16 protein-coding genes are annotated in these 24,263 nt (G+C 68.3%); 6 read left to right on the forward strand and 10 right to left on the reverse strand.

Translation table 11 applies throughout. The features are described 5' to 3' along the window. Positions 1-45: 45 nt before the first annotated feature. From QHF83_RS38975 to QHF83_RS38990, 4 genes are all read right to left on the reverse strand, one after another. A complete protein-coding gene (locus tag QHF83_RS38975; RefSeq protein WP_282423146.1) occupies positions 46-1,674 on the reverse strand; it encodes a serine/threonine-protein kinase in 1,629 nt (542 codons plus the stop codon). Further along, positions 1,671-2,243 carry a sigma-70 family RNA polymerase sigma factor gene (locus QHF83_RS38980; protein ID WP_282423147.1) on the reverse strand — a complete coding sequence of 191 codons (573 nt, stop codon included), beginning with the start codon at positions 2,241-2,243 and terminating at the stop codon, positions 1,671-1,673. Before QHF83_RS38980 ends, QHF83_RS38975 begins: the two co-directional genes overlap by 4 nt. Before the next feature lie 94 nt (positions 2,244-2,337). Then, positions 2,338-4,074 carry a hypothetical protein gene (locus QHF83_RS38985; protein ID WP_282423148.1) on the reverse strand — a complete coding sequence of 579 codons (1,737 nt, stop codon included), beginning with the start codon at positions 4,072-4,074 and terminating at the stop codon, positions 2,338-2,340. Between the two features lie 44 nt (positions 4,075-4,118). Beyond that, a complete protein-coding gene (locus QHF83_RS38990) occupies positions 4,119-4,958 on the reverse strand; it encodes a hypothetical protein (RefSeq protein WP_282423149.1) in 840 nt (279 codons plus the stop codon). A 163-nt stretch (positions 4,959-5,121) separates the two neighbouring features. Here QHF83_RS38990 and QHF83_RS38995 point away from each other — a divergent pair, with 163 nt between their 5' ends. Beyond that, positions 5,122-6,549 carry an SEC-C metal-binding domain-containing protein gene (locus QHF83_RS38995; protein ID WP_282423150.1) on the forward strand — a complete coding sequence of 476 codons (1,428 nt, stop codon included), beginning with the start codon at positions 5,122-5,124 and terminating at the stop codon, positions 6,547-6,549. 455 nt (positions 6,550-7,004) lie between these two features. Here the strand turns inward: QHF83_RS38995 and QHF83_RS39000 are convergent, their stop codons facing one another. After that, positions 7,005-8,138 (reverse strand): hypothetical protein, encoded by a 1,134-nt coding sequence (locus QHF83_RS39000; protein WP_282423151.1) that lies wholly within the window; start codon positions 8,136-8,138, stop codon positions 7,005-7,007. A gap of 433 nt (positions 8,139-8,571) precedes the next feature. Between QHF83_RS39000 and QHF83_RS39005 the strand changes: the two genes are divergently transcribed. Beyond that, positions 8,572-9,408, forward strand: a complete 837-nt coding sequence (locus QHF83_RS39005) for a hypothetical protein (RefSeq protein WP_282423152.1) — start codon at positions 8,572-8,574, stop codon at positions 9,406-9,408. 66 nt (positions 9,409-9,474) lie between these two features. Beyond that, positions 9,475-10,323 (forward strand): hypothetical protein, encoded by an 849-nt coding sequence (locus tag QHF83_RS39010; protein WP_282423153.1) that lies wholly within the window; start codon positions 9,475-9,477, stop codon positions 10,321-10,323. A gap of 93 nt (positions 10,324-10,416) precedes the next feature. Here QHF83_RS39010 and QHF83_RS39015 read toward each other — a convergent pair whose 3' ends face one another. Beyond that, entirely contained in the window at positions 10,417-11,880 is a 1,464-nt protein-coding gene (locus QHF83_RS39015) for a hypothetical protein (protein ID WP_282423154.1), read from the reverse strand. 334 nt (positions 11,881-12,214) lie between these two features. Between QHF83_RS39015 and QHF83_RS39020 the strand changes: the two genes are divergently transcribed. After that, the gene (locus QHF83_RS39020; protein ID WP_282423155.1) at positions 12,215-14,347 is read left to right on the forward strand and encodes a hypothetical protein; all 2,133 of its coding nucleotides are present in this window, start codon (positions 12,215-12,217) and stop codon (positions 14,345-14,347) included. On the opposite strand, the gene QHF83_RS39025 is transcribed toward QHF83_RS39020, so the two are convergent. Further along, a complete protein-coding gene (locus QHF83_RS39025; RefSeq protein WP_282423156.1) occupies positions 14,348-15,718 on the reverse strand; it encodes an MFS transporter in 1,371 nt (456 codons plus the stop codon). A gap of 71 nt (positions 15,719-15,789) precedes the next feature. On the opposite strand from QHF83_RS39025, the gene QHF83_RS39030 reads away from it, so the two are divergent. Next, positions 15,790-18,525, forward strand: coding sequence for a hypothetical protein (locus QHF83_RS39030; protein ID WP_282423157.1), 2,736 nt, complete (start codon positions 15,790-15,792; stop codon positions 18,523-18,525). A gap of 327 nt (positions 18,526-18,852) precedes the next feature. Here the strand turns inward: QHF83_RS39030 and purU are convergent, their stop codons facing one another. Beyond that, the gene (gene purU / locus QHF83_RS39035; protein WP_282423158.1) at positions 18,853-19,749 is read right to left on the reverse strand and encodes a formyltetrahydrofolate deformylase; all 897 of its coding nucleotides are present in this window, start codon (positions 19,747-19,749) and stop codon (positions 18,853-18,855) included. Between the two features lie 169 nt (positions 19,750-19,918). Between purU and gpmA the strand changes: the two genes are divergently transcribed. Then, a complete protein-coding gene (gpmA, locus tag QHF83_RS39040; RefSeq protein ID WP_282423166.1) occupies positions 19,919-20,665 on the forward strand; it encodes a 2,3-diphosphoglycerate-dependent phosphoglycerate mutase in 747 nt (248 codons plus the stop codon). Between the two features lie 332 nt (positions 20,666-20,997). Here the strand turns inward: gpmA and QHF83_RS39045 are convergent, their stop codons facing one another. Next, positions 20,998-21,819 (reverse strand): PAS domain-containing protein, encoded by an 822-nt coding sequence (locus tag QHF83_RS39045; protein ID WP_282423159.1) that lies wholly within the window; start codon positions 21,817-21,819, stop codon positions 20,998-21,000. A 108-nt stretch (positions 21,820-21,927) separates the two neighbouring features. Continuing rightward, entirely contained in the window at positions 21,928-24,246 is a 2,319-nt protein-coding gene (locus QHF83_RS39050; RefSeq protein ID WP_282423160.1) for a UvrD-helicase domain-containing protein, read from the reverse strand. Positions 24,247-24,263: the final 17 nt, after the last annotated feature.

The following is a 24,263-nucleotide window of genomic DNA, read 5'->3' on the forward strand; positions in this document are numbered from 1 at the left end:
CCGAAAGGCTCGTCTCCCGCTGCTCGGAAACGGGGCGGCCTGCGGTCACTGCTCGCGAATCACGTCGGCAATGAGCAGCAGGAGGACCAGGGAACCTGCTGCGACATGGATCAGGCTCGTGGCGCTCGGGAGGAACAGGCCGAGGAGCGCCCCTGCCATTGCGATCGCCGCGGGCAGCGCGATCCTTCGCCGGTCCGTCGAGGCGAGCGTCCCGAGGACCGTCGCGAGAAGGACGAGATCGTTCACGAGGACGTGATCGAGCGGCGTCCCGAGGCGCATCGCGATGAGCCGGTGGACGAGCATCACGCCTTCCACCCCGGCGACGATCGCCGCGGCCCGCCGCCCCATCCGGTTCTGGGAGAGCCTTCGCCATCGCAGCGCGATGATGGAGAGGACCATCAGGAGAGCCGCGCCATTGATCAGGATGACGAGCTCGAGGGTCACCGAGGCGTGGAGGACCCGGCGAAACGCGAGGGCCGAGGCCACGACCACGACGGCGAGGAGCGCCACGCGCAAGGCCACGAGCTCGCGCCGGATCACGCGGCGATCGAGCTCCGGATCCCGCGGCAGGTGCGCCTCGATCGCCGCGACGAGCGCGTGCATCGAGGGGAATCGCGCCGCGGGATCCTTCGCCAGGCCCGAGAGGAGGATCGGCCCGAGCCATGCGGGCGTCTTCCCGCGCTGCGCCGGGATCGTCGGCGCGCCTGCGAGGACACGGCGCGAGAGCGCGACGAAATCACCGTCGAGGGAATACGGGGGGACGCCATAGGCCGCGTGATAAAGCGCCGCGCAGAAGCTCCATTGATCACTCGCCGTCGTGGCGCGCTCCCCGCGGAGCTGCTCCGGCGCCATGAACGCAGGCGTCCCGGCAATCGCGCCCCTCGGCACGATCGATACGTCGAGCGCCCCGGGCCGCCCGCTCGGGGGCTCGGCGTCGCGCTCGCCCTCCCCGTTCGTCCCTCCGCCACGCCGGGCGAGAGCCGCCATTCCGAAATCGACGATCCGCGGGCGCCCGTCCTTGCCGACGAGCACGTTCTCGGGCTTGAAATCGCGGTGCACGAGGCCCGCGTCGTGCACCGCGGCGAGGCCCCGCGCGGCGCCGAGGAAGAGGCTCAGCACCTCGGAAAAGGGGCGAGGGCGCTCGGCGAGGAATGCGCGCAGCGTGAGGCCTTCGATGAATTCCATGCAGAGGTACACGCGGCCCTCGTTCTCACCGGCCTCGTGAATCGCGACCACGTTCGGGTGCGCGAGGCGGCCGAGGGCCTGGCCTTCACGCAAGAGCCAGCCCACGCCGGCCACGCTCGGGCGCAAGAGCTTGATCGCCACGCGCCGATCGAGCATCTCGTCGTACCCCATGTAAACGACGCCCATCGTCCCCTCGCCGAGCTTGCGCACCACGGCGAACCGTCCGATGCGCGCCGCGACCGGGGGCGCATCGGGGAAGGCAGGAAGGGGGTGCTCGCGCAGCGCCTCGGACAGCAGCGCGGGGCGCGGCGCGAGGAAATCTCCGTCGGCCCTCCGATCGTGCTCGAGCAGCCTCTCCACGGCCGCGCGGAGGGCCGCGTCGCCCTCGCATTCGGCGTCCAGCCGAAGCCGCGCCTCCTCGGGCCCCAGATCGACGGCGGCGTCGAAGACCGCCTCGACGCGCCGCGGATCCGGCCTCTCCGTCGTCACGTCTCCGCTCCGCGGGAGAGCAGGTCGTGCAGATAGGCGCGGGCGAAGCGCCACTCCCGCTCGACGGTGCGGGTCGTGACGCCGAGCGCCTCCGCGATCTCCTGGTCCGGTAAGCCCCCGAAAAACCGCATCACCACGACCTGCGCTTTGCGGGGATGCTCCGCTTCGAGGCGCGCGATCGCCTCGTTGAGGGAAAGCACGTCCTCGATACCGAGGAGCTCCGCCTCGACGGCGATTTCCACGTCGAGGGGCTCGGCCCGCTGTCCGCCGCCGCGCTTCGCCGCGACCTTTCTGCGCACGTGATCCACGATGATCTCGCGCATCGCCTGCGCCGCCGCGGCGAAGAAATGCCCCCGCCCGTTCCAGCCGGGCTCCGGTGATCCCACGAGCTTCAGATACGCCTCGTGCACGAGCGCCGTCGGCTGCAGCGTATCGCCCGGCCCGAGGCGCGCCATCTGCGCCGCCGCGATGCGGCGCAGCTCTTGATAGACGAGGGGCAAGAGCTCCTGGGTCGCCTGGTCTCGCCCCGCAGCAATCTCGGCAATGATCCGCGTGACCTCGTGGTGCATGGCAAGAGGCCATCATCACGGGATTCGCGCGCGCGTGTAAAGAGCCGAGCAGCGGCACGCCCCTCGCCATTCGATCCCCGAAGCGGCGCGCCCGTCACGGCGGAGCCATGTGGGCGAGCGCCGCGCGGATCGCTTCGAGGACCCGCGTGTCTTTTTCCTTTGCGAGCGCGGCCTCGAGCCAGGGCAACCATACGTTCGCGTCCCGGAAGAATGCCGCGCGATACGTGGCCCGCCGCACCTCGGGGTCCGGCGACATCGTCCCGAGGGTATGCAGCAGCGTGTCGGCCTCGGGCATCGCGAGGAATCGTAATGCATAGGCCGCCGTCTTCGCGAGCCGGGCGGACCCGAGCGCCCCCTGGATCACCTCGAAGGCCCGCGCATCCCCGCTGTTTCCGAGCGCGGCGAGGAGCATGTCTCGCTCGGCGTCGTCCGTCGCGCTCGCATAACGAGCGAGCAGATCGGCCACCGGATCGAGCCCTTCGCCGACGTCCCCGTTCGTGGCGAGCGTGCGCCCCGCGGCGCCGAGCGCCATCGTGCTCAGGTTGCCGAGGGCCGGATCGTCGCTCGCGGCGCCCTTCGACAGCGCGGAGACCGTGCCTTCGTCGGCGACGGGCATCATCGCGAGGCTCACGGCGGCGTGCCTTTGCGCCTCGATCGTCGCCTCCGAGCTCGTGAGCGTGTTCGCGAGCGCGTGCGCCGCCTCCTCGGTGCCCGCCGCGGCGAGCCCGCCGGCGAGGAAGTTCGCCTCGGCGTCCGTCACGCCGCGCGTCGCGAGCGCTCGGCCCGCGGCGAGCACTTCCGCGGGGTCCACCCGGAAGAGCGCGCCGGCCGTATGAAGGAGCGCCGCGCGCCGCTTGCCGACCTCGTCCCTCGGCTGCCCGTCGGTCTCCGCGAATGCGGCGCGGAGCTCGGCGAGGTCGTGCCCCGCCGCGCGTCGCTCGTCCATTTCGCGCTTGCTCGCGCTGCGATCCCGCCTCGGCATGGCCATCCGCGGGGCTTCGTAGTCCTCTACGAGAGCGCGCGCGGCGGCGAGCTCGCGGCTCGTGGCCTCCGCGCGATCGACGAGGCGCAGCGAGACCCGGAGCTCCCCCGCGACGTCCCCGATCGCGGTTTTTCGCGACGTGCGGGACCGCTCGTGGGCGGTCGCCGATTCGATCACGTCCTTTCCATCCACGAGGATCCTGAGCTCTCCCTCGGCCGCGAGCGGCGTGAGGCCCTCGTGCATGCGCACGAATCCTCGCTTGCGCCGGACGATCGTACGCTCGCCATTTCGCTCGTAATCGGCACGGTACACACCGGAGCCGTCCGTCTCGTCCGCGGACCAGGCCGCGCCCTTGCCGCGGGTGTATTGCGTCGCCGTCACGAGGCTCGTCAAGAGCAGGCGGCTCGCCTCGTCGGTTCGTGCATCGAACCGCACGCCTTCGAGGCGGCCGTCTTCATCGTGAGCGAGCAGGACCGGGCGGCGGAGATCGGCCATCGAGGGGGATTCTCCGCCCTTCACGTCGAGCGACGGATCGACGAGGCGCGCTTCGCAGAGGGACGTGCCCGGGATGGGCAGGAAGGAAATGCGTCCTTCGAGGCGCGTCTCGACGAACGTCTCCCCGCCGATCGTGACGTGCCGCGAGAGCGTCACGGCATACACGCGTCGCTCGGTGGCCTCGGCGCGCGCCGAGGGCGTGATCGATACCTCGGCCGGCGCGGGCGCGGCCGTCGCCGCAGCGACGGGGGAAAGGGCGGCGGGAGCGCACGCGCGCTGGAGGAGGGCACATCCTCCGAGCAGGGCGGCGGCGAGCAGGGGAAGGGCAACGAGCCGGGACGAACGGCGCTTCATGGGGCTCCTCCAGCGTGCGTGTCGGGTTCGTCAGGGCGGGAGGATCACCAGGAGATCGTGCCCCACTTCGAGAAGAGCTGCCCTCCGGCGGTGAACCCGTCGAAATTCACGAGCGTCTTGCTGTCGGTGTCCAGGCAGTATTCGAGCTCGACCTTGAGCTTGCCGTCGAGGGAATGCAGGCTGTAATCGAGAGACATGAGCACGGACATCGAATCGTCCTCGGGGTACGTGACCGTGATGGCGGCCGGCACGTGGAGATCGAGCGCCGTCAGCGAGCCCTTCACGGAGACGCTGGCGCAGGCCGCGCCCACGTCCGCGTCGACGTCCGCATAAGCCCTCGCGTAGGGCTCGGCCATCAGGCTCAGGTACGAGCTCGTGATGCTGGGGATCACGTCGACGCCGAGCTCGCCGCCCACCTTGCCGTCGAGGTCGATGTGGACGCCGAGCAGGCTGATGTCCTCGTCGGCCTTGAAGAAGGTCCGGCTCACGCCGAAGGGGATGGCGTTCGTGATGGAGGCCGAATACAGGACGACGCCGACGGCGGCGACATGGACGCCGCCCCAGCTCTCGCCGTTGTTGTTGTAGATCAGGGCGTACGCGTCGACGATCGGCTTGCTCACGCCGAAGGCCTTGGCCGTGGCTTGGATCTCGGCGCCCAGCTTGAGGTAATCGGCGCCGTAGCTCGGGTCCGTCTGGAAGTTCTTCTTCGACTGCAGGCCGGTCCAGAACGTGTACGAGGCGCCGAAGCCGCTGTCGCTCCAGCCCGCGGCGTCCTGGCAAACGGGGCCGCTACAGGAGGGCGCTGCGGCGGCGGGCGAAGAAGCGACGAGGAGGGCGGCGAGGGGCGTGAGAAGGGCGAGGGCCGGAAGGAGCTTGGGCTGCATGGGTATCTCCGGGGCGTGAAGGCCCTCGGGAGCGCTCACCCTGAGCGCGCCGGAGAGCCGTTTCCCCTACGTCCGCAAACCGAGGCCCCGACCCGACATGCCTCCCGCGTTTTTTTTCGATGCCTCGTTGCGCCCGGGACGCGCTTGCCCTTCCATTGCCTCGATGGGGCACGCGCACCACTTCCTCTCCCGGCTCGATCGCGTCTCGCTCCCGCATGTCGAGCTCGCGCTCTCGCTCTACCGCGACGAGAGCCTCCTCCGGTACATCTTCGACCGGGCCCGCGTGCCCGAGAACGCCGAGCGGGTCGCGCTCTCGCTCGATCACCCCGAAGAGGGGCCATTCCTGATCGTCACGCGCGGCGGACGCTTCGTCACTTGCCTCGGCGAGGGCATGAAGGTCTCGAACCTGCCTGTCGTGACGCGCGGGCAGATCGACGGCATCTCCGCCAAAGCCGAGGAGCTACGCGAACGCCTGGAGTCTGCGAAGGCGCTCGCGGGGGGCAAGGGCGTCCAGAGCTTGCTCCGGCGGATCTACGACGCCGCCGACGAGCTCTCGCGCGAGGAGTTCATCGCGATCTCCGCGCTCCAGCCGCTCTACTCCTTCGAGTTCTTGCGCCTCTACCTCCATGCCGGGTGCGAGCTCGACGACGCGCGCAAGACCCTCCTGCCGCTCTTGCGCAAGACCGACAAGCTGAAGCCCATCTATGACGACGCGCTTTTCGCGTACTGGAAGACCCTCTGGGCGATGAGCCATTTCGCCGTCCTCGCGACCCTCGACGGCCGCGAGACCTTTCCCACGGGTTTCCTCGAGCTGCTCGGCGAGAGCACCACGTTCTCCTGGCCCGCCACGCGTCAAGGGTTCTTGCCCTTCGCGCTCCGCGGCGCCTGGGCCACGGCCCGCGTCGGCAAACCCCTGCTCGGCATGTACAAACGGTTTTACCAGGACGCGGAGAGCGAACTGCAGAACATCGACGGCGCGCTCGGGATCCTCGCGCTCGGCATGCGCCACGCGCGGCTCCGCGCCGAGGCGGAGAAGGCGCTCGGCGCGGACATCCCGGAGAAGTGGCGAGACACCGACCATGGCAAGGTCACGCGCGCGATACGAAGCCTCGCTCGCACCATCGCGGAGATGGAGCGCGACGCGCCGACGGGGCGGCAGGAGTGCGTGCGTGCCTTCGGCGCGCACCTCTGGGTGGAGGTCATGAAATCGAGGCCCCCGAACCCCCTCCGGTACGAGCGGGCGCAGGACGTCCCCGAGGATCTCGCCTGCGCGGTCGCGGCGAACACGCTCCAGTGTTATCTGCGCGGCTCGAAGGGACTCGCGAATGCATTGACGTGGCTCTACACGCTCGTCCCGTGGGTGGCGCGCGCCGCGCCGGAGGCGCTCTACCTGCCGCGCGCCGCCGTCGCGGCGCTCCACGAGCCCTTCCGGCCGGAGCTCACGCTGGGCGTGCTGCGCGCGATGCGCGATCACCTGGCACCTGGCAGGAGGCAAGTGCTCCCCGAGGGCCCCGCCCGCAAAGGCCCGTGCCCGTGCGGGAGCGGCAAGAAGTACAAGCGTTGCTGCGAGGAGAAGGAAGCGGCGGAGTGAAACGGAGGCGGCCCGGCGCCCCTCTGCATGTCACGGGCTGAAGAAGACCGAGCCCAAAGACCCTGCCCCAGGCACCGAAGGCTCGAGCGCCTTCGCCGGAGGAACCTCGACCGGCGCCTGATCGGTCTGATCACACGCCCCCGAGGCCCTCGCTGGGCCCTGCCGCGTGCTCATCGAGGGCCCAACCCACCCAGGGGCAGGCTCCCCGCTCTCTATCGAAAGCAGAATGCCACCCATGGGGTGCCTCGGTTCACGCGATTGGATGCGGGGAGGCACCCACAGGCAGGCTGGAGGCACTCCATGCACAGAGCCCAGGCACCCTGGGGAAGGGTCCTCGTCCTGAAGAGACTTCGGAGCGGCACCCTCGGCCTGGCTCGGAGAACCATGTCGAAAGAGCCGAGGCACCCCGAGGGTGGCTGCGGAGGCGAAGGAGGAAGCGGCCGGAGGACCCAGGCTCAGTGGCTCTTGCCCTCATCACTCAGGGCGGGGACCCCGGGCAAGGCTCGCTCGTCCAATCGGAAAAGCTTGGCCACCCACCGGCGGGCCTCCTGCGGGGCAAGGTCGGCCTGAAGAAGCGCCTCGTAGAGGCTCCGCACCCGCTCCGGTAGCGGCCCGCAGGGGGTGAGGTCGCCGGCGCACGCCTCGACGCCGGTGCCGTACTCGGCGAACCCCACGAGGGTCTCCATCGCGGCGTGCTTGCGCTCGACGGCCGCGCACGGCCCGGTCGTCGGGGCGCTCTTGTCGGCCGCCGGCTTCCAGGGGACGAACCGGCCTTCCCGAACCGTGAAGGTCGGCTCTTCCGCTTGCGGCGGACCGTCCCCGAGGCGGATGAGCGTCGCGTCGCCCTCGCGGAAGAGCTTGAAGTTGCCGTCCCATCGCTCCCCTCGGATGGCCTCGGGCAGCGGCAGGGGCGCCCCGCTCCACGCGATTTTGAGGGTCTGGGACGTGGCATGCGAACGCGGCTCGGCGGAACGACCTTGGAACCAGACGATCTCGGCAGCGCCGTCGCCATCCAGATCGACCGTGCCGAGAGGGAAGATCGACCAGGCGTCCTTCGCGCGTCCGCCGGGATCGAGCACCTTCACCTTGTCGCCGTCGACGAGGTACAGCCGCTCGAGGTCGTTCCGCACGAACGGGAAGGTCTCCCCGACGACTTCATTGAAGTGAGGCCGATAAGGCCCCTCGATCATCCAGTGCCAGCGGATCGCGACGCCTCGGGGCGTCTGGCAACTGAACTCCCACAGGTCGATCGGCTCGGGCACCGTGGCGTGGTGCTTCGGCCCCTCCACCTTCGCGTCGCGGTGCGCGCGCTCGAAGCGGGACACGGTCCGGTGCTCGTGTTTCTTCACGACCTTGCGCAGGCGCTCGCGCTCGTCCGCGGACGGGTAGGTGCAAGGCTCGTAGCTGGAGATACCCTCGGGGATGTAGTAGCCGGGGAGCTTCAGCCCCTCGGGCACGAAAATGCCGTCGCATTCGAGCTTCGCGCGCGAGTGCTCCTGATCGAGGCGGCCGCGCAGCTCGGAGAGGAAGCGCTTCGCCTCGGCGGCGTCTTCGGCCGACGGAAGCACGACCGCGGGGCTTTGGGTCACGGGTTCGCCCGCGTCGCGGGGCGGAGGCGTGGGCGAGGGCGAGGGCGAAGCTCGGCAAGCGGAGAGTACGCCCGATACCAGGGCGGCGAGCAGGGCGGATCGGGGGGCGTGGGGCATGGTCCTCGGAGGGGCAAGCGACGATGAGGCAGCTCAGACGCCAAGGCCTTTAGCGCGATTCCCGGGCGCATCGTGAGCCACCTGGCTGGTTTCCCGTTGCCGCCGAGCCGATGAACGTGGGACTCGATACACCATGCAGGCAATGACGAGACTCCGCTCGGCCATGCTGGGCGTGCTGGTGTGGGGCTTGGGTGGGGCATGGATGACGGGGGCGTGTGGTTCGAATGAGCCGGGGCCTCTCAATTCGTGCCCTACTCCACCCGATACCCCGACCGAGACGCCGACCGAATGTGCGGCGACGATGCCCGATCCGTGCATGCGTTATCGTATTCCGCTCCTCGGCAATCCGAGCATGGACCTCGCGCTGCGCGAGAAGTACATCGCCGCGTTCGGGAGCGCTTGTTACATGTCCGAAGGCCCCACCCCCACGTTCAACTGCTTCTACAAGGAGGAGGAGATGACGCCGAGGGGGAAGGCGTGCACGGATGCCCAAAGGATCGCCGAGGTCTTTGGAGCTGCGCCGTCCGACAAGGGCTACGAGTGCGAGGCCGTCGGCAACGGTGACTACACGCTGCAAGTCGGTCCGGATCCCGCGAACAAGATCACGATCGCCCTCGTGGACGCACCGAGGCAGACGCCGCTCGTCGAGGTCGACGGTGTGCCGACGGAGGTGAGCGGGCCGTACCGCAACTTGATGGAGCCGAAGACCCTCGGACCCGGGCAGCCGTTCAACAACTGCGACAGTGGCATGGTCGGCGCCGACGGCACGCCCCTCACGCAGACAGAGTGGATCCTCCAGGTCAACCGCGACGCGCACAAGGGCGACGCGGGCGTGGGCGAAATCCACTCCGATCTCGCGGGCTTCAAGTGGCCTTGCACGGTGATGAACGAGAACTGCGAGGAAGTGGCCACAGAGTGCGAGGAGCCGCTCGTCCTCGGAGATCCGAAGAAAAAACCGCTTGAATATCCCGACACGGAAGCACAAGTGCACCACGTCGTGCCCATGAAGGACAAGCGCAATTGCCCGTGGGGCACGAACTCGAACAGGAACGCGGCGGTCATATCGCGGGCGCTCAACAGGCATTTTTCAAATAAAAACCCGCCGGAGGAGGAGGTGAAGAGGCTCAACAACGCGTCGGTGTACACGCCCTGACGTGGCAGCCGGGCGCATGCTTCGAGCACGTTGACGCCGAGACCAACGTGGCCTAGTCGAGGCCTCATGGTCGTGCGTACCCATCGCCGCGGACGCCTCGTATTCAACCGAGATGCCATCGTGCGCGCCGCGCTGCGCGCCTACGTCGAATCCATCGTCGCAAAGCTCCCGAATGGCCCGCGGCACCCGGTCTGCCCGTACTCAGACTGGACGGGCGACGTCCAGCGTGGCGCCTTCAACGAAGACGACCTGGAGGGGAACAACGAGGTCATCGCGTGGAACGAGGCGGGCGTCGTCGGTCTCGCGTACGAGCTCGGGTTTGGCCCGATCGAGCAGCTCGGCCTGTCCGTCGACGCGGTGACCGGTGGCCCAGACGATGTGCGCGGGGCCGTGCCAGGGCTTCCCGCTGAGCTCGAGCCCGCGCTCGTGATAGCGGTCGGCATGCTCGGCGTGGGACCCGAGCATGGACAGAGGGATGCAGGCGTCGGCTTCTGGCTGCACGGCGATCGTGTCGCCGGCTCACTCTTCGACGCCCCGACGGCCGCCGGCGCCGACCGACTGGTCCCATGGGGCCAGCTCCAAAACGGTCAACTGCCGCTCTGGTGGAGTCCGGATTTCGCCGCGTATCGGGAGGAGCGCGTCCGAACGACGGACGCACCCATCCACGCGATCATCGACGCGGTGGTCGATCGGCGGATGCAGGGCCCCACGGAATTCACGACCGACGAGCTCGCGACGCTCCTCGCCAAGCCGCCCGACCCAGAGCGACAGCTCAGCGTCCAACGCGGGCTTCAGAAAGTCGGCATCACCTGGCCCGGCTCGCCCGAGCTTCCCCCCGAGCCGCCGCGGCCGGAGCCACGTATCAACCCCTTCACGGGCAAACCCATGCCGAAACCGACCCGTCCCGACAAGTGACGGCTCGAGCTCCGCGGATCAGGCTGTTCCGGCGGGGCCTGCGCCAGACGGACGGTCACGGCTCCGCGTGCCGTGGCTCCGCGGAATCGGTCATCAGAATCGATAGACCATGATGTTCTTCGTCCCGGACCCGAGGAAGACCATCGCGTGGAGCTTCGGCATCCAGAGCATGCGGCGGCGCACTTGGGTATGGCCGTCGAGCTCGGGGGTCGTGCCGTCCTGCACCAGCGGGCGGAGCGTCCACGGCTCCGTCGTGGGATTGAGCTCGAACCAGCCGAGCTTGCCTTCCTTGTTCTTGGTCGCCACCCAATAACGGTCGAGCGGCGGGATGTACACCATGCCGGCGCTGTCGCCCACCGGGAAGTCGACCGCCGAGAGGCCGTCCGCGTACTGCACGGTGCCGCTCTGCACGACCTTGCGTTCCTTCACGTCGAAGAGCTGGTACAGGCCCTTGGCCGCGTACTGGCCGGTCGCGGGATCTTCCGGCACCTTGAAGATGGCGACGCGGTCGCCGAAGCGCGCATCGGCGGCGCCGTTCCAGTCCCAGCCATTCCAGGACGTGCCCTCGCCGGTCCAGTTCGACGTGTTCATGTCGAAGGTATTGCTCCACGGCCCGTTGGAGCCGCACGACGCGACGAGGAGCTGGTCCTTGTACTCGTCGTAAATGGCGAGGCTCTCCTCGCCCAGCTTGTTCTGCCACTCCATGGCAGGCAGCCGCTTGTAAACCCACTTGCCCTCGTCGCGCGAGTAGCGCCAGAGGCGCCGCACCGCCATCACGAGCTCGTTGGTCTTCGGGACGTACACCACGCCCGAGTACGTGTGGCGCGCCGTCGGCTGCCGATCCCAGTAGAGCTCGTCGTAGAACCAGTCGTTCTCCTCCTTCAAGGTGCCCGCGGCGAGGGCGGCGTCGAACTCCGCGGAGGACTCCGGGCAACTCGTGTACGTGCTCGCCGCCTTGTAGGCGTCGCTCCACTGCGTGGTGTCCGAGGGGAGATGCTCGATGGCATAGGCCATCCGGAATGCGTCGAAACGGTAGATGCCATTGTTGCTCGAATCGGCGTGCCCGCCGGAGGAGACCCACCACGCGCGGCTGCCCTCCGGGTCGTGCGCGGGGGAGTTCCACGCGACCGTGACGGAGTTCCAGTCCCCCGAGCCGTAATCATTCCAGCCCGGGACCTTTTCCTTCACCTCGGCGTCGAGGGCATCGAGCCTCGTACCGTTCACCTCGATCCATTGCCCGCCGGGCACGAGATCCCACGAGTCGGCATTGACGAGGCCGTTCTCGTCGCGGCCCGGCGTCCACACGCCGCCTTCGAGAGAGCCGACGTCGCTCCCGGTCCCCCATTCCGCGTCGGGGCCCGGCGCCGTCACCCCGGCACCCTGGCCGCCGATACCACCGCCGCCCGCGCCGCCGCTGCCGCCCGATCCACCCGTTCCGGAGGGATCGCCGGGCGGATTGTTCTGCTCGGTGGACGGTTCGGTGCAAGCCGCGAACAACACCGTGAGCCCGACGAGCGGGAGCCAAAGCCGCGGGGAAAGCAAGCTTGATTTCAGCATATACGAAACTCTTTCTCCCGACGGCAATCATCCATCGTCGGGGATGCGGAGCCGATACCTCTCTTGATATCGGCTGTGTCGCTTCGATGACCGGACGCTAGCACGTCGAAAACGTCTTTGGGAAGCGAAGCCGCATCTCGCCATGTGACGATTTCACGAAGCACATCCATGCTCGAATAATGTGGCATCACACGAACGCAAAATTCAGAACAAACGATACCATTGCATTTTACAATCGGACGTGGTTGTGCTGTCGACGGTCCGGACGTCAACGCCTTCTTTTGCAAGCACACGGCAGGCTGCGGCCAGAGGCCGATGTGCTCGGAGATTGCTGATGAGGAACCTTGCTTTTTCGCTGTTCACGACCTTCACCGCGCTCGCCTTGGCGGCCTGCGGCGGGAACGATCCTGGCGGCAGCGGCGGGAGCGGCGGCGACGGCGGCTCGGCGGGCGCCGGCGGTCACAATCCGCTCGGGGAGACGTTCACCAGGGTCGTCGTCGTCGATCGGAGCGGCGGCGCGTCCGAGCGGCAGGACGTGCTCGTCACGTTCGCGCATCCATTCGCGGTCGGCGACGTGCCTTCCGGCGCCACCGTGGGGGCGCGTATCGAGGGCGTGGATGTTCCTCTCCAGGTCGACGCCAAGGCGACACACGCCGATGGCTCGCTCCGCCACGCCGTGCTGACGGCGCGCATTCCCAAGTTGCCCGGCAGCGGGAGCACGACGCTCGAGCTGTATCCCGCGGAGGCCGGTGAAGATGATGCCTCCGTCTCGGCGTCGGATCTGCTCGCGACGACGTTCGACGCCAAAGTATCGGTGGACCTCGCGGGCGCGCATTACGAGGCGTCCGCGCGCTCGCTGCTCGAAGCCAAGGTAGGACCGGCTTGGCTCGATGGGCCGCTCGTCTCCGAGTGGTCCGTGGTGGCGCCGGTGGCCGGCACAGGCGGCGAACACCCGCACCTCACGGCGCGGTTCGACGTGCGCGCATACGCGGGCAAACCCAGCGTGCTCGTGAGCGTGACCGTCGAGAACGACTGGACGTACGAGCCGAACCCGCAGAACTTCACCTACGATCTCGCGATCGATACCGACAAGGAGTCCGTCTACACGAAGAGCGGGCTCGTGCATCTTCGGAAGGCGCGCTGGCGCAAGGCGTTCTGGTGGGGCGAGGATCCGCAGGTCCACGTCGAGCACGACGTTCCTTATCTGCTCTCCACCGGCGCCGTCCCGCACTTCGATCCCACGCTGGTGCCGGCCGAAGCGGCGCTCGCGAACCTCGATACGGCATACGGCGCAAAGGCGTACGAGCCCATGGGGATCGGCCTGGCAGAGGAATACATGCCCCAGACCGGAGGAAGGACCGATATCGGACCCATGCCGGGCTGGAGCGCCATGTGGCTCCTGTCCATGGATGAACGCGCGAAGCGGGCCACGCTCGGCACCGCGGACGGCGCGGGGAGCTGGCCCATCCATTACCGCGACAAGGTGACCGATCGTATCGTGTCGCTCGAAGACCACGCGTACATGACCTTGCTCGGCAACCCCGGCGACGCCGTCAATCCCGAGACCGGCGTCTCCGACGCGTTCCCCCCCTGCGGGGGCGATTGCTCGAGCCCCTACGAGCCCGATTCGGCGCACCAGCCAGCGCTCGTCTACCTGCCTTATCTGCTCACGGGGGATCGTTACTACCTGGAGGAGCTGCAGTTCTGGGCGAACTTCAACATGCTCCAGTCGAATCCGGGCTACCGCGAGAACAGGAAGGGCCTCGTGCAATTCGATCAGACGCGCGGCCAGGCCTGGTCGCTGCGGACGCTGGGGCAGGCGGCGTACATCACGCCGGACGACGATCCGATGAAGAAGTATTTCACCGATCGGGTCGGCTACAACATCGAGTGGTACAAGAAGAACTACATCGACAACCCGGATGCGAACCTGCTCGGTATCCTCACGAATGGATATTCGCTCTACGACGATGGCACGATGGCGCCGTGGATGGATGACTTCTTCACGTGGAGCGTCGGCCACCTGGTCTCGCTCGGCTTCGAGGACGCGCGGCCGCTGCTCGAGTACAAATCGAAATTCCCGGTCGGGCGCATGATCGGTCCCGATTTCTGCTGGATCTTCGGGAGCGTCTATCACCTGCCCGTGAAGGACACGGCGCAGAACAAGTTCTTCACGACGTTCGCCGAGGCCTATCAAGCATCGGTGGTGCACGAGGGGCACCCGGAGGTGGCGTCGATGGCCTGCGGGGGTCCGGAGATGGGGGCCGCGCTCATGCTCCAGGCAGGCGAGATGGTCGGCTACTCGCCGAGCACGCAAGGGTATCCGTCGAACATGCAGCCGGCGCTCGCGGCGGCGGTGGAATCGAAGATCCCGGGCGCCCAGGAGGCCTGGGACGTGTTCATGGCACGAAGCGTGAAGCCGGACTACAGCACGGAGCCGCAATTCGCGGTGGTGCCCCGGCCGTGATCACCCCCGGTCTTCCATCTCCTTCGTGACCCGCGCCTCCGGGTACCTCGCGAATGCGAGGGCCGCGAGCAGCAGAATCACGGTGGCGAGTGGCCCCGTGACCTGCACGCCGAGCGGTTTCTCCGCGGAGCTGCCGAGCGCGTCCTTCACCCACTGAAACACACCCGTCGAGACGCCGAGCGAAATCTTCTGCAGAAATCCCTGCGCGCCGAAGAACATGGCCTCGCGGCGCTCCCCCGTGCGCCGCGTGGACGCCTCGCAGACGTCCGCGAGAATGGCGTTCGGGATGGCCATGAAGATCGCGACCGGGACGCCCGCGAGCGCGAAGATGACCATGCCGATCCGGACGTCGTGGACGACCGGAACGAGGGCCATCAATCCGCCGAAGACGAGCGCCGAGGCGATCATCGCCCCCTTTTTGGAGATCCGCCGCGTGAGGCCGCCGAGCAGCGGAAACGCGAGGGCGGCCACGCCGAACATGGGGCCGAGGAGCTTGCCCACCTCGGCGAGCGGCCGGCCCATGAGCACCTCGACGTAAAAGGGCACGCCCGTCGAGATCATGTTGAAGGCGAAGAAATACAGCGTGTAGCCGAAGACATACGGCAAGAATGCGCGGTCCGCGAACGTCGCGCGCAGCGAATCCACGAGGCCGAGGTGGCTCGGCGCGGTTTCCGACGCCGTCGCGCGGACGGAGAGGCGCCGCTCGTCGACGAAAACGACGGGCAGGAGCATCAAGACGAACGAGAGCACGGCGAGCGCGCCGGCCATGGTCTGGAGCTCGACACGATCGTCACCACCTTTGCCGAGGAAAAGGGCCGGGGCGACGACCATGACGAAGAGCGCGCCGAGGAGGGCCGCGGCCGCGAGCAGGGTCGAGAGCGAGGTGTTTTCCTGCTTGTCGGGCGCGATCTCGGGCAGGAGCGCGAGGTAGGGCGCGACGTAGACCGAGAACATCGCGTAATAGGCCGTGAGCGTGGCGCCGAGCCAGGCGACGTTGAGCAACGACGATGCGGCCGTGGGCGGGAAAAAGACGAGGCCCCCCGTGAGCGCGAGGGGAAAGACGCCCGCGAGCATGAAGGCGCGGCGGCGGCCGAAGCGGTGCTTGCTGCGATCGGACCAGTTCGCGACGATCGGGTCCCAGAAGGTATCGAAGCCCCGCGCGATGAGGTTCAGGAGGAGGTAGGTGGGGATCGCGCCGGCCAGGAACGCGGGGATGAGCGCGGTGCCCTTGTCGTCGGGCGGCGCGTAGAGCCGCAGGACGTAGGTCGTGACGAGCTGGTAGCCGAGGACGTTCCCGGTGTTCCCCGCGGCGTAGACGAGCTTGTCGAAAAGCGAGAGCCTGGCCCGAGGAACGGCGGCGAGGGCGGTCATGGGTTCGGGACGATACCGCAAATCGCTTCGGGCTTGACAAGCGGGGCGAAAACGCGACGTGTTTTCTCATCATGAGCGTGCTTCGCAACACCCTGGGCTCTTGCTTCGTCTCCCTCGCCGCGCTCGCGGCCCTCGGATGCGGAGGTGACGAATTGGGCGGTACGACCTCGGGAACGACCCTCGGAACAGGCTCGGGAAGCTCGAGCGGGAGCGGGAGCGGAGGCAGTGGCGCAGGCGGCGGCGGAAGCGGCGGCGGCAGCGCGAGTAGCAGCGGCAGCGGCGGCAGCGGCGTCGGCGGCAGCGGCGGCGGCAGCAGCGCCGAATGTGTGCCGCCCACGGGGACGCCCGCGTCCGGGACGGGCACGTGGTACGACGCGCCGAATCAGGCCACGGTCGTCGTGCAAAACGCGGCGAGCTGCGCGCGGACGTACGTGCTCTCGACCACGGGGCCGCTGCGCGACAACAACCCGTCGAACCCGCGGACGATCACGGAGGTACCCGGACAACCCGTGCTGCGGACGGGGCACGACATGCTGGACGCGCTGTATGCGCTGGCCGTCGAGGAGTCACGCGAGTGCTCGGTCGCGGCGATCAGCGATTACGCGTTCAATGGCGGCAATCCCCTGCCCTGCCCGCAAGGCGGCTGCTTCGAGACGGGGCGGCTCTGGAAATACGTCTGGACGCGGGATACGTCGTATTCGGTGGCGCTCGGGCTGTCGCTGCTCGATCCGACGCGGGCGCGAAACTCGATGGAGTTCAAGACGAGCCTCCGCCGCGACGGGACGAAGCGCGAGATCGTGCAGGATACGGGGACGGGCGGGAGTTATCCGATCTCGTCGGACCGCGTGGTGTGGGCGATGGGCGCGTTCGAGCTCTTGAAGCACCTCGATGGCGCGGAGCGGTCGGCGTTCCGGGACCTCGCATACGAGGCGATCGTGAACACGGCGGAGCACGATCGGCTCGTCGTGTGGGACAAGGCCGACGGGCTTTATCGCGGCGAGCAGTCGTTCCTCGACTGGCGCGAGCAGACGTATCCGGCGTGGGTGGCGACGGATACGGTGCAGATCGGGATGAGCAAGGCGCTCGGGACGAACATCGCGCACCTCGTGATGCTCGACGTCGCCGCGAAGCTCGCCGAGGAGAAGGGGGATACGGCGGCGAGCCAGAAATACGCAGGATGGGCGACGGCGCTCCGGGACGCGATCCGGGCGCGGCTGTTCTTGCCCGAGCGGCAGATGTATTCGACGTTCGTCACGACGTATCTGGATCCGGCGCCGACGCTGCAATACGATCTTCTGGGGTCGGCGTTCGCGGTGCTGTTCGATGTCGCGACGAAGGCCGAGGCGGAGGAGATCGTGGCGCGGTACCCGCATTTGCCGAAGGGCGCGCCCGTGATCTGGCCGCAGCAGCAGAATACGCGGATCTATCACAATCGCGCGATCTGGCCGTTCGTGACGGCGTTCTGGGCGAAGGCCGCGGCGAAGGCGGGCAACGCGGACGCGATCGACAACGCGGTGCGCGCGCTCGTGCGCGGCGCGGCGCTGAACCTCTCCAACATGGAGAACTTCGAGGCCGTGACCGGAGCGAACTGGAAGGAAGAAGGGGCGACGAGCGGGCCGGTCGTCAATTCGCAAAGGCAACTCTGGAGCGTGGCGGGGTTCGTCGGGGTCGTGCACGACGTGATCTTCGGGCTGGAAGCGACGCAGGCGGGAATCCGGTTCGCGCCGAAGATCACGCGGGAGCTGCGCAATACGCTGTTCTCGGGGATGGACGAGATCACGCTGTCGGGCGTGCGGTACAAGGGGAAGCGGATCTCGGTCCGGGTGAAGCTCCCGGCGGTGTCGGGCGACAATGGGCTGCTCGACGTGACGGCGGCGCGGCTCGACGGGCAGGACGTGGGGACGGGCTTCGTGGACGCGGCGGCGCTCGGGCAAGACAGCGTGTTCGAGATCGAGCTCGGCGCCGGCGCGCCGTCGACGAAGGGGATCACCGCGCTCGGAGACGCGGAGATCGCCGATTACAAGAACGTGTTCGGCCCGCACACGCCCTCGATTTCGGGTCTCGTGATCACGAACGATCGGGTCCAGGTCAATTTCTCCGTGGGGGAGAACCCGAACGACGTGACGCTCAACCTGTATCGCGACGGGACGCGAATCGCGCAGGATCTGCCCGGAGGCACGACGTCGTACGTGGACCCGGGGAGCACGGAGTACATGACGAAGACGTATTGCTACACGGTGGAGGCCGTCTTCAAGGCGTCGGGCAACGCCTCGCAGCGAGCGCGGCCCTGGTGTTACTGGGGGCCGAACAACACGCGGATCCAGTCGTTCGGCGCGCAGCAGAGCTTCCAGGCGACGGGCGGGACGCTCGTCCTGAACCACGGCCGCTGGCATTACGAGAACTGGGGCGATCCCGGGCACACGATCACGGTGGCGAACGTGACCGCGAAGCAGTCGGGGCGGCATCTGCTGCAGGTGACGGCGGGCAACGGCGCGGGCGATTACACGACGGGGATCACCTGCGGGGTCAAGGCGATCGAGGTGTGGGACGGCGCGACGCTCGTGGGCAGCGGGCAGCTCACGATGCCGCACCTCGCGACGTGGGACGACTGGCGTGATTCGAACTTCGTGCCGGTCGACCTCGTGGCCGGAAAGACCTATTCGATCGTGATCCGGGAGGACGCCGGATCCGGCAACATGAGCGACTTCGCCCATTTCGGCTCGTACAACGGCATGGGCGGGCAGAGCGGGCGCTTCAACAAGGTGAACATCTCGGAGCTGAAGGTGCTCGCGATCGGCACGCCTTGAGCGCGGAGCGGGGCTTTGCCCCGCACCCCAGCAGGGGGCTGTCCGCCCCCTGCACCCCGGACCAGGCACGGCCTGGACCGAAGGCCGAGAAACCGCGCGATGCGCGGTTTCTCGGACGGGCCCGTGGCAAACCACGGACCACCTTGCCAGCCAAGTACGTCGACCCCGCCGTCTTGGCTGGCCAGCCCGTCGCCGGTCTTGCCAGCGGCCGTTCGATGAACTGCGCATCGCGCAGTTCATCGACCCCGGGTCCAGCCCCTGGCTGGTCCGGGTCCAGGGGCGGATAGCCCCTGGTGGGGCCTGGGGCAACGCCCCAGCGCTACGCCATCAGAGCACGATCGTCCGCCGTCCCTCGACGATGACCCTTCGCTCCAGATGGGCGCGGACGGCGCGGGAGAGCACGACGCGCTCGACGTCTCGGCCGGTGCGGGCCATTTCTTCGGGGCCCATTGCGTGCGTGACGCGGGCGACGTCTTGCTCGATGATGGGGCCCTGATCGAGGTCCTTCGTTGCGTAATGGGCTGTCGCGCCGATCATTTTCACGCCGCGCGCGTGGGCCTGGTGATACGGTTTGGCGCCCTGGAATGCGGGTAGGAAGCCGTGGTGGATGTTGATGACCGGCGGCGCCTCGTTCAGGAAGTCCTCGGTGAGGACTTGCATGTATCGGGCGAGCACGACGAGATCCACGTGGTGACGACGGCAGAGCTCCAGGATTCGCTTTTCCTGCTCGCGCTTCGTGTCGGGCGTGACGGGCAGGCAAAAGAATGGGATGCGGAAGCTCTCGGCGACGGGCTCGAGGGTCGGGTGGTTCGAAAGGACCAGCGGGATCTCGCACGGCAATTCGCCCGAGCGCTGCCGCAGGACGAGATCGTAGAGACAGGCGGGGTCTTTCGTGACGAGCACGGCGACGCGCTGGATCTGGTCGCCGTAGCGGACGGACCAGGTGGCCGAGAGGGTCTGGGCGAGATCGCCGAAGGCGCGCTCGAGGGCTGCGCGGGTCGAGGAGCCTCCGAGGGCTGCGCTTGCTGCGGGGGCGGAGAGGCCCGAGACGTCGACGACCATGCGCATGTAGAATCGCGCTCCGCCCTCGACATGGACGTCGGTGTGGTTGCCGGCGTCGATGATGTTGAGACCGGCGTTGTAGAAAAAGCCGGCGAGACGCGCGACGAGGCCCGGCTGATCGGGCGCGGCGACGAGGAACGTGGCGTGGACGGGGGAGCTCATCGGATCGCCTCCGATACCTGAAGAGCGACTCGAAGGCGAGCGGGATCGACGCGGCGCGGCGACGCGTTGGCCTCGGGACGAGACGCTTGACGCCGGAGAGGGGCCGCGTCATGGCCCCCGGGCGGCCTCGTTGTGAGGTCGGATGAAGCTCTCTGAAGGGAAGAACACGATGCACAAGCTCGTCCTCCTCCGCCATGGCGAGAGCCAGTGGAACAAGGAAAACCGCTTCACCGGCTGGGTCGACGTGCCGCTCAGCGAAAAAGGCGTCGAGGAGGCGCGCGCCGCCGCGCAGATGATTGCGGCCGAGGGGCTGACGTTCGACGTGGCGTACTCGTCGGTGCTGAAGCGCGCCATCAAGACGCTGTGGATCGTGCTGGAGGAGCTCGATCGGATGTGGATCCCCGTCACCGAGAGCTGGCGGGTGAACGAGCGGATGTACGGGTCGCTGCAAGGGCTCGACAAGGCCGAGACCGTGGCGAAGCACGGCGAGGCGCAGGTGAAGGTCTGGCGCCGGAGCTACGACACGCCGCCGCCCGCGATGACCGAGGACGATCCGCGCTGGCCCGGCAAGGATCCGCGCTATGCCTCGCTCCGCAAGGAAGAGATTCCGGCGAGCGAATCGCTCAAGGACACGGTGGCGCGGTTCCTCCCGTTCTGGGAGTCCGATATCGCGCCGGCGATCCGGAGCGGCAAGCGCGTGATCATCGCAGCGCACGGAAATAGCCTGCGCGCGCTGGTGAAGCACCTCGACGGGATCTCGGATTCGGAGATCGTGGAGCTGAACATCCCGACGGGGGTGCCGCTGCTCTACGAGCTCGACGCGAATCTGAAGCCGATCTCGCGCCGGTACCTCGGCGACGAGGCGGCGGCGAAGGCGAAGGCCGAGGCCGTCGCGAATCAGATCAAGGCGCGCTGAGGGACGAGGTCTCTTCTCGGGGCCGCTGCGCTGGGGCGTTGCCCCAGACCCCACCCGGGGCTATCCGCCCCGGGACCCGGACCAGCGCAAGCGCTGGACCCAGGGTCGATGAACTGCGCGATGCGCAGTTCATCGAACGACCCCCCTGCCCACCAAGACAGCCGCGCTGCCATTTCAACCGGCAACGCCGTCCCTGGTCTTGCCACCGGCCCGTCGGAAGAACTGCGCGGAGCGCAGTTCTTCCGCCCCGAGTCCAGCGCTTGCGCTGGTTCGGGTCGAGGGGCGAACAGCCCCCGCGGGGCCCGGGGCAGCGCCCCGGCGAGGCGGCGCGATTAACGCGCAGACGGTTTGCGTCGCAATGCGAGCGCCCGGGACAACCCCTGTTTCAGGGTGGCGCACGTCGTCATTCCACCGAGATCCAGGCCTCCCTCGACGAACGTGCGGGCTGACTCCGCGCTGATTCCGACGAGGATCGTGCGGCAGCCGAGCAAGGCGAGGGCGCGCACCGCGCGGGCGATGATCTCCGCCCCGGAGGCGTCGGGCAAACCTGCGCCCGTGACGTCGATGAGGACCGTCTCCGTGCCGCGCTCGCTGACGGCGGCGAGCACACTCTCGATGGCATGGGCCGCCCGGCTCTGCGAGAGCGCGCCGACGAGCGGCAATAACAGGATGCCCTCCCATATCTCGAGCACCGGCACGACGAGGCCGTCGATGACCCGCTCCTGCGCCTCGATGATTGCCTGCTGCCGCGCCGCCTCGGCTTCGAGGACCTCGGTCTTGCGGGCGTGCTCCATCTGGTCGGTGATATCCATGATGAGCCCATAGAGGCCCACCACGGACCGCGACGCGTCGCGAATCGGCACCTTGCGCGTCCAGAGGATCCGGAGCCCGCCGTCGGCGAGCGTGATCTTCTCCTCGTTGAGGTCGGGCCGACCCGTCTCGAAGACCAGGTCGTCGTGCTGCCAGAAGACGGTGACCTGATCGGGCGGGAAAAAGTCGGGATCACTCCGGCCGCGGATCTCCTCGGCCGGCCGGCCGAGGAGGTCGCAGAAGGCGCGATTGAATGCAATCCAGCGATGCTGCCGGTCCTTGAAAAACATCGGATCCGGCATTCCGTCGGCGAGCTCCTGGAGCAGTCCGGCTTCGGTGTTCATCCTTCAAGCCCTCCTTCGCTCGAAAATCGCGGCGCTACGATCTTCCAGCGTACACCACGTCGTCCCCCCATTGCGAGGGTCATGCGTGGCATCGGAGGGTGTATCGGATTACTCGGTCCGCAGGAATCGTGCTTTGATGCGCTTCACGCCCCAGCCCGAGAATTTCACGGTGGCGATCGGGTCGTCACCGGGATCGACGTCGACGATGGCGCCGACGCCGAACTTCTCGTGCATGACGCGCGCCCCGCGCGCGAGGCCGCCCTCGCCCGAGGCCTCGCCCGGCTCACGCTCGATGTAGCGCTCGCCTGGCGCGCGCGCGGGCAGGGTCGGCGAAGGCGCGGCGAACGAGCGCGCGGGCGCGTCGCCCCCGCGATCCATGGGATGCGTCCATGGCCCGCGCGGGCGCGCGGGTTCGTCGCGGTAGCCGTCGCGGAAGGAGCGCTCGCTCGACGCCGCGGCCGTCATGAGGGGTTTTACGCCCGCGACGGGGAAATCGGCGATGAAGCGGCTCGGCACGCCGAAGCGCGTGTTGCCGAAGATCATGCGCCGCGCCGCGTGCGTGACGAAGAGGCGCTCTCGGGCGCGCGTGACCGCGACGTAGGCGAGGCGGCGCTCCTCCTCGATGTCCTCGTTGCGCTTGGGATCCGGGCCCTTGAAGGGGAAGATCTCGTCCTCCATGCCCGTGATGAAGACCGTGTCGAACTCGAGGCCCTTGGCCGCGTGCACGGTCATCATGGAGACGCGCGGCGCGTCCTCGAGCGCGTCGATGTCGCTCGAGAGCGTGATGCGCTCGAGGTAGCCGGAGAGCGCGCCGACCTGGCCCGCCGCCGCGGCCTCGGCCTCGTAATCGAGGATGGAGCCGATGAGCTCCTGGAGGTTTTGCTTGCGCGCGTCGCTCTCGGCGCTGTCGTCCTCGTCGAGCATGCGGGCGTAACCCGTGCGTTCGAGGACCTCGCGCGCAAGGTCGCTCGGCGGCGCGGAGGCGGCCTTTTCGCGCAGGCTTTCGATGAGATCACGGAAAGCGAGCAAGCTCTTCTTCGCGGCCGTGCCGAGGCCGCCGCGATCCGTGAGCGGCAGGATCGCCTCGTAGAGCGGGACGTTCAGCGCGTTCGCGACCTGCGTGAGCCGATCGAGCGTGGCCCCGCCGATCTTGCGCGCGGGGACGTTGATGATGCGCTCGAGGTCGACGTCGCTCTTCGGGTTGTCGAGGATGCGCAGGTACGAGAGACAGTCCTTCACCTCGGCGCGCTCGAAGAAGCGCATGCCGCCGACGATCTGGTAGGGGATGCGCTCGGCGCGCAGGACTTCTTCGAGCACGCGCGACTGGGCGTGGACGCGGTAGAAGATCGCGACCTCGCCGAGCGGGACGCCTCGCGCCTGGGCCTCGCGCACACGCTCGGCCACCCACGCGGCCTCGTCGTGCTCGTTCTGCGCGGCGACGACGACGACGGGCTCGCCGCCGTCGCGCGCGGTCCAGAGCTCCTTCGGCTCGCGATCCTTCGCCGGCTTGATGACGCCGAGCGCGGACCGGACGATGTTGCCCGTGGACCGGTAGTTCTGCTCGAGCTTGATCACGGCGGCGTCGGGGAAGTCGCGCCGGAAGTTCCTGACGATGCGCACGTCGGCGCCGCGCCAGCGGTAGATGCTCTGATCGTCGTCGCCGACGACGCAGAGGTTGCGGCTCGCGGCGAGCGCGCGCACGAGGCGGTACTGGACCTGGTTCACGTCCTGGAACTCGTCGACGAGGACGTGCCGGAAGCGCGCGCGGAGGTCCTCGCCGGCGAGGCTCTTCGGATCCTCGGCGATGCGCAGGACCGAGAGGATGAGGTCGTCGAAGTCGACGGCGTTCGCCTTGCGGAGGTAACGCTCGTAGCCCTCGTAGACCTTGAGGATCGCGTCGTCGAAGAAGCCCTGCGGCTCGAAGTCGGCCGGGGCCCGGCCCTCCTGCTTCTCCTTGTGGATGCGCGAGAGGACCTGCCGCGGCGGGTAGCGCTTGTCGTCGAGCGAGAGCTCCTTCAAGACACGCGCGACGACCGCGCGCTGGTCGGAGTCGTCGTAGATGACGAAGTTTCGCTCGAGGCCGGCGGCCTCGTGGAAGCGGCGGAGCAGGCGCGCGCACGTCGCGTGGAACGTGCCGATCCAGAGCTCCTTGGCGATCTCGTCGCCCGCGAGGCTCGCGATGCGGCGGCGCATCTCGCCGGCCGCCTTGTTCGTGAAGGTCACGGCGAGCACGCGGTACGGAGGCACGCGGTGCCCGGCGAGCAGGTTCGCGATGCGGTACGTGATGACACGCGTCTTGCCGCTGCCCGCGCCCGCGAACACGACGAGCGGGCCCTCGGCGTGGGCCACGGCCCGCGCCTGGGGCTCGTTGAGCTCGTCCGCCGGCTCGGGGAACGTGGGCGGAGGAAAGGCCACCAGATCCGTCACGCACGGGGCCGTAGCAC

It is taken from the genome of Polyangium sp. 15x6, from assembly GCF_029960785.1.
GTDB lineage: Bacteria > Myxococcota_A > Polyangia > Polyangiales > Polyangiaceae > Polyangium.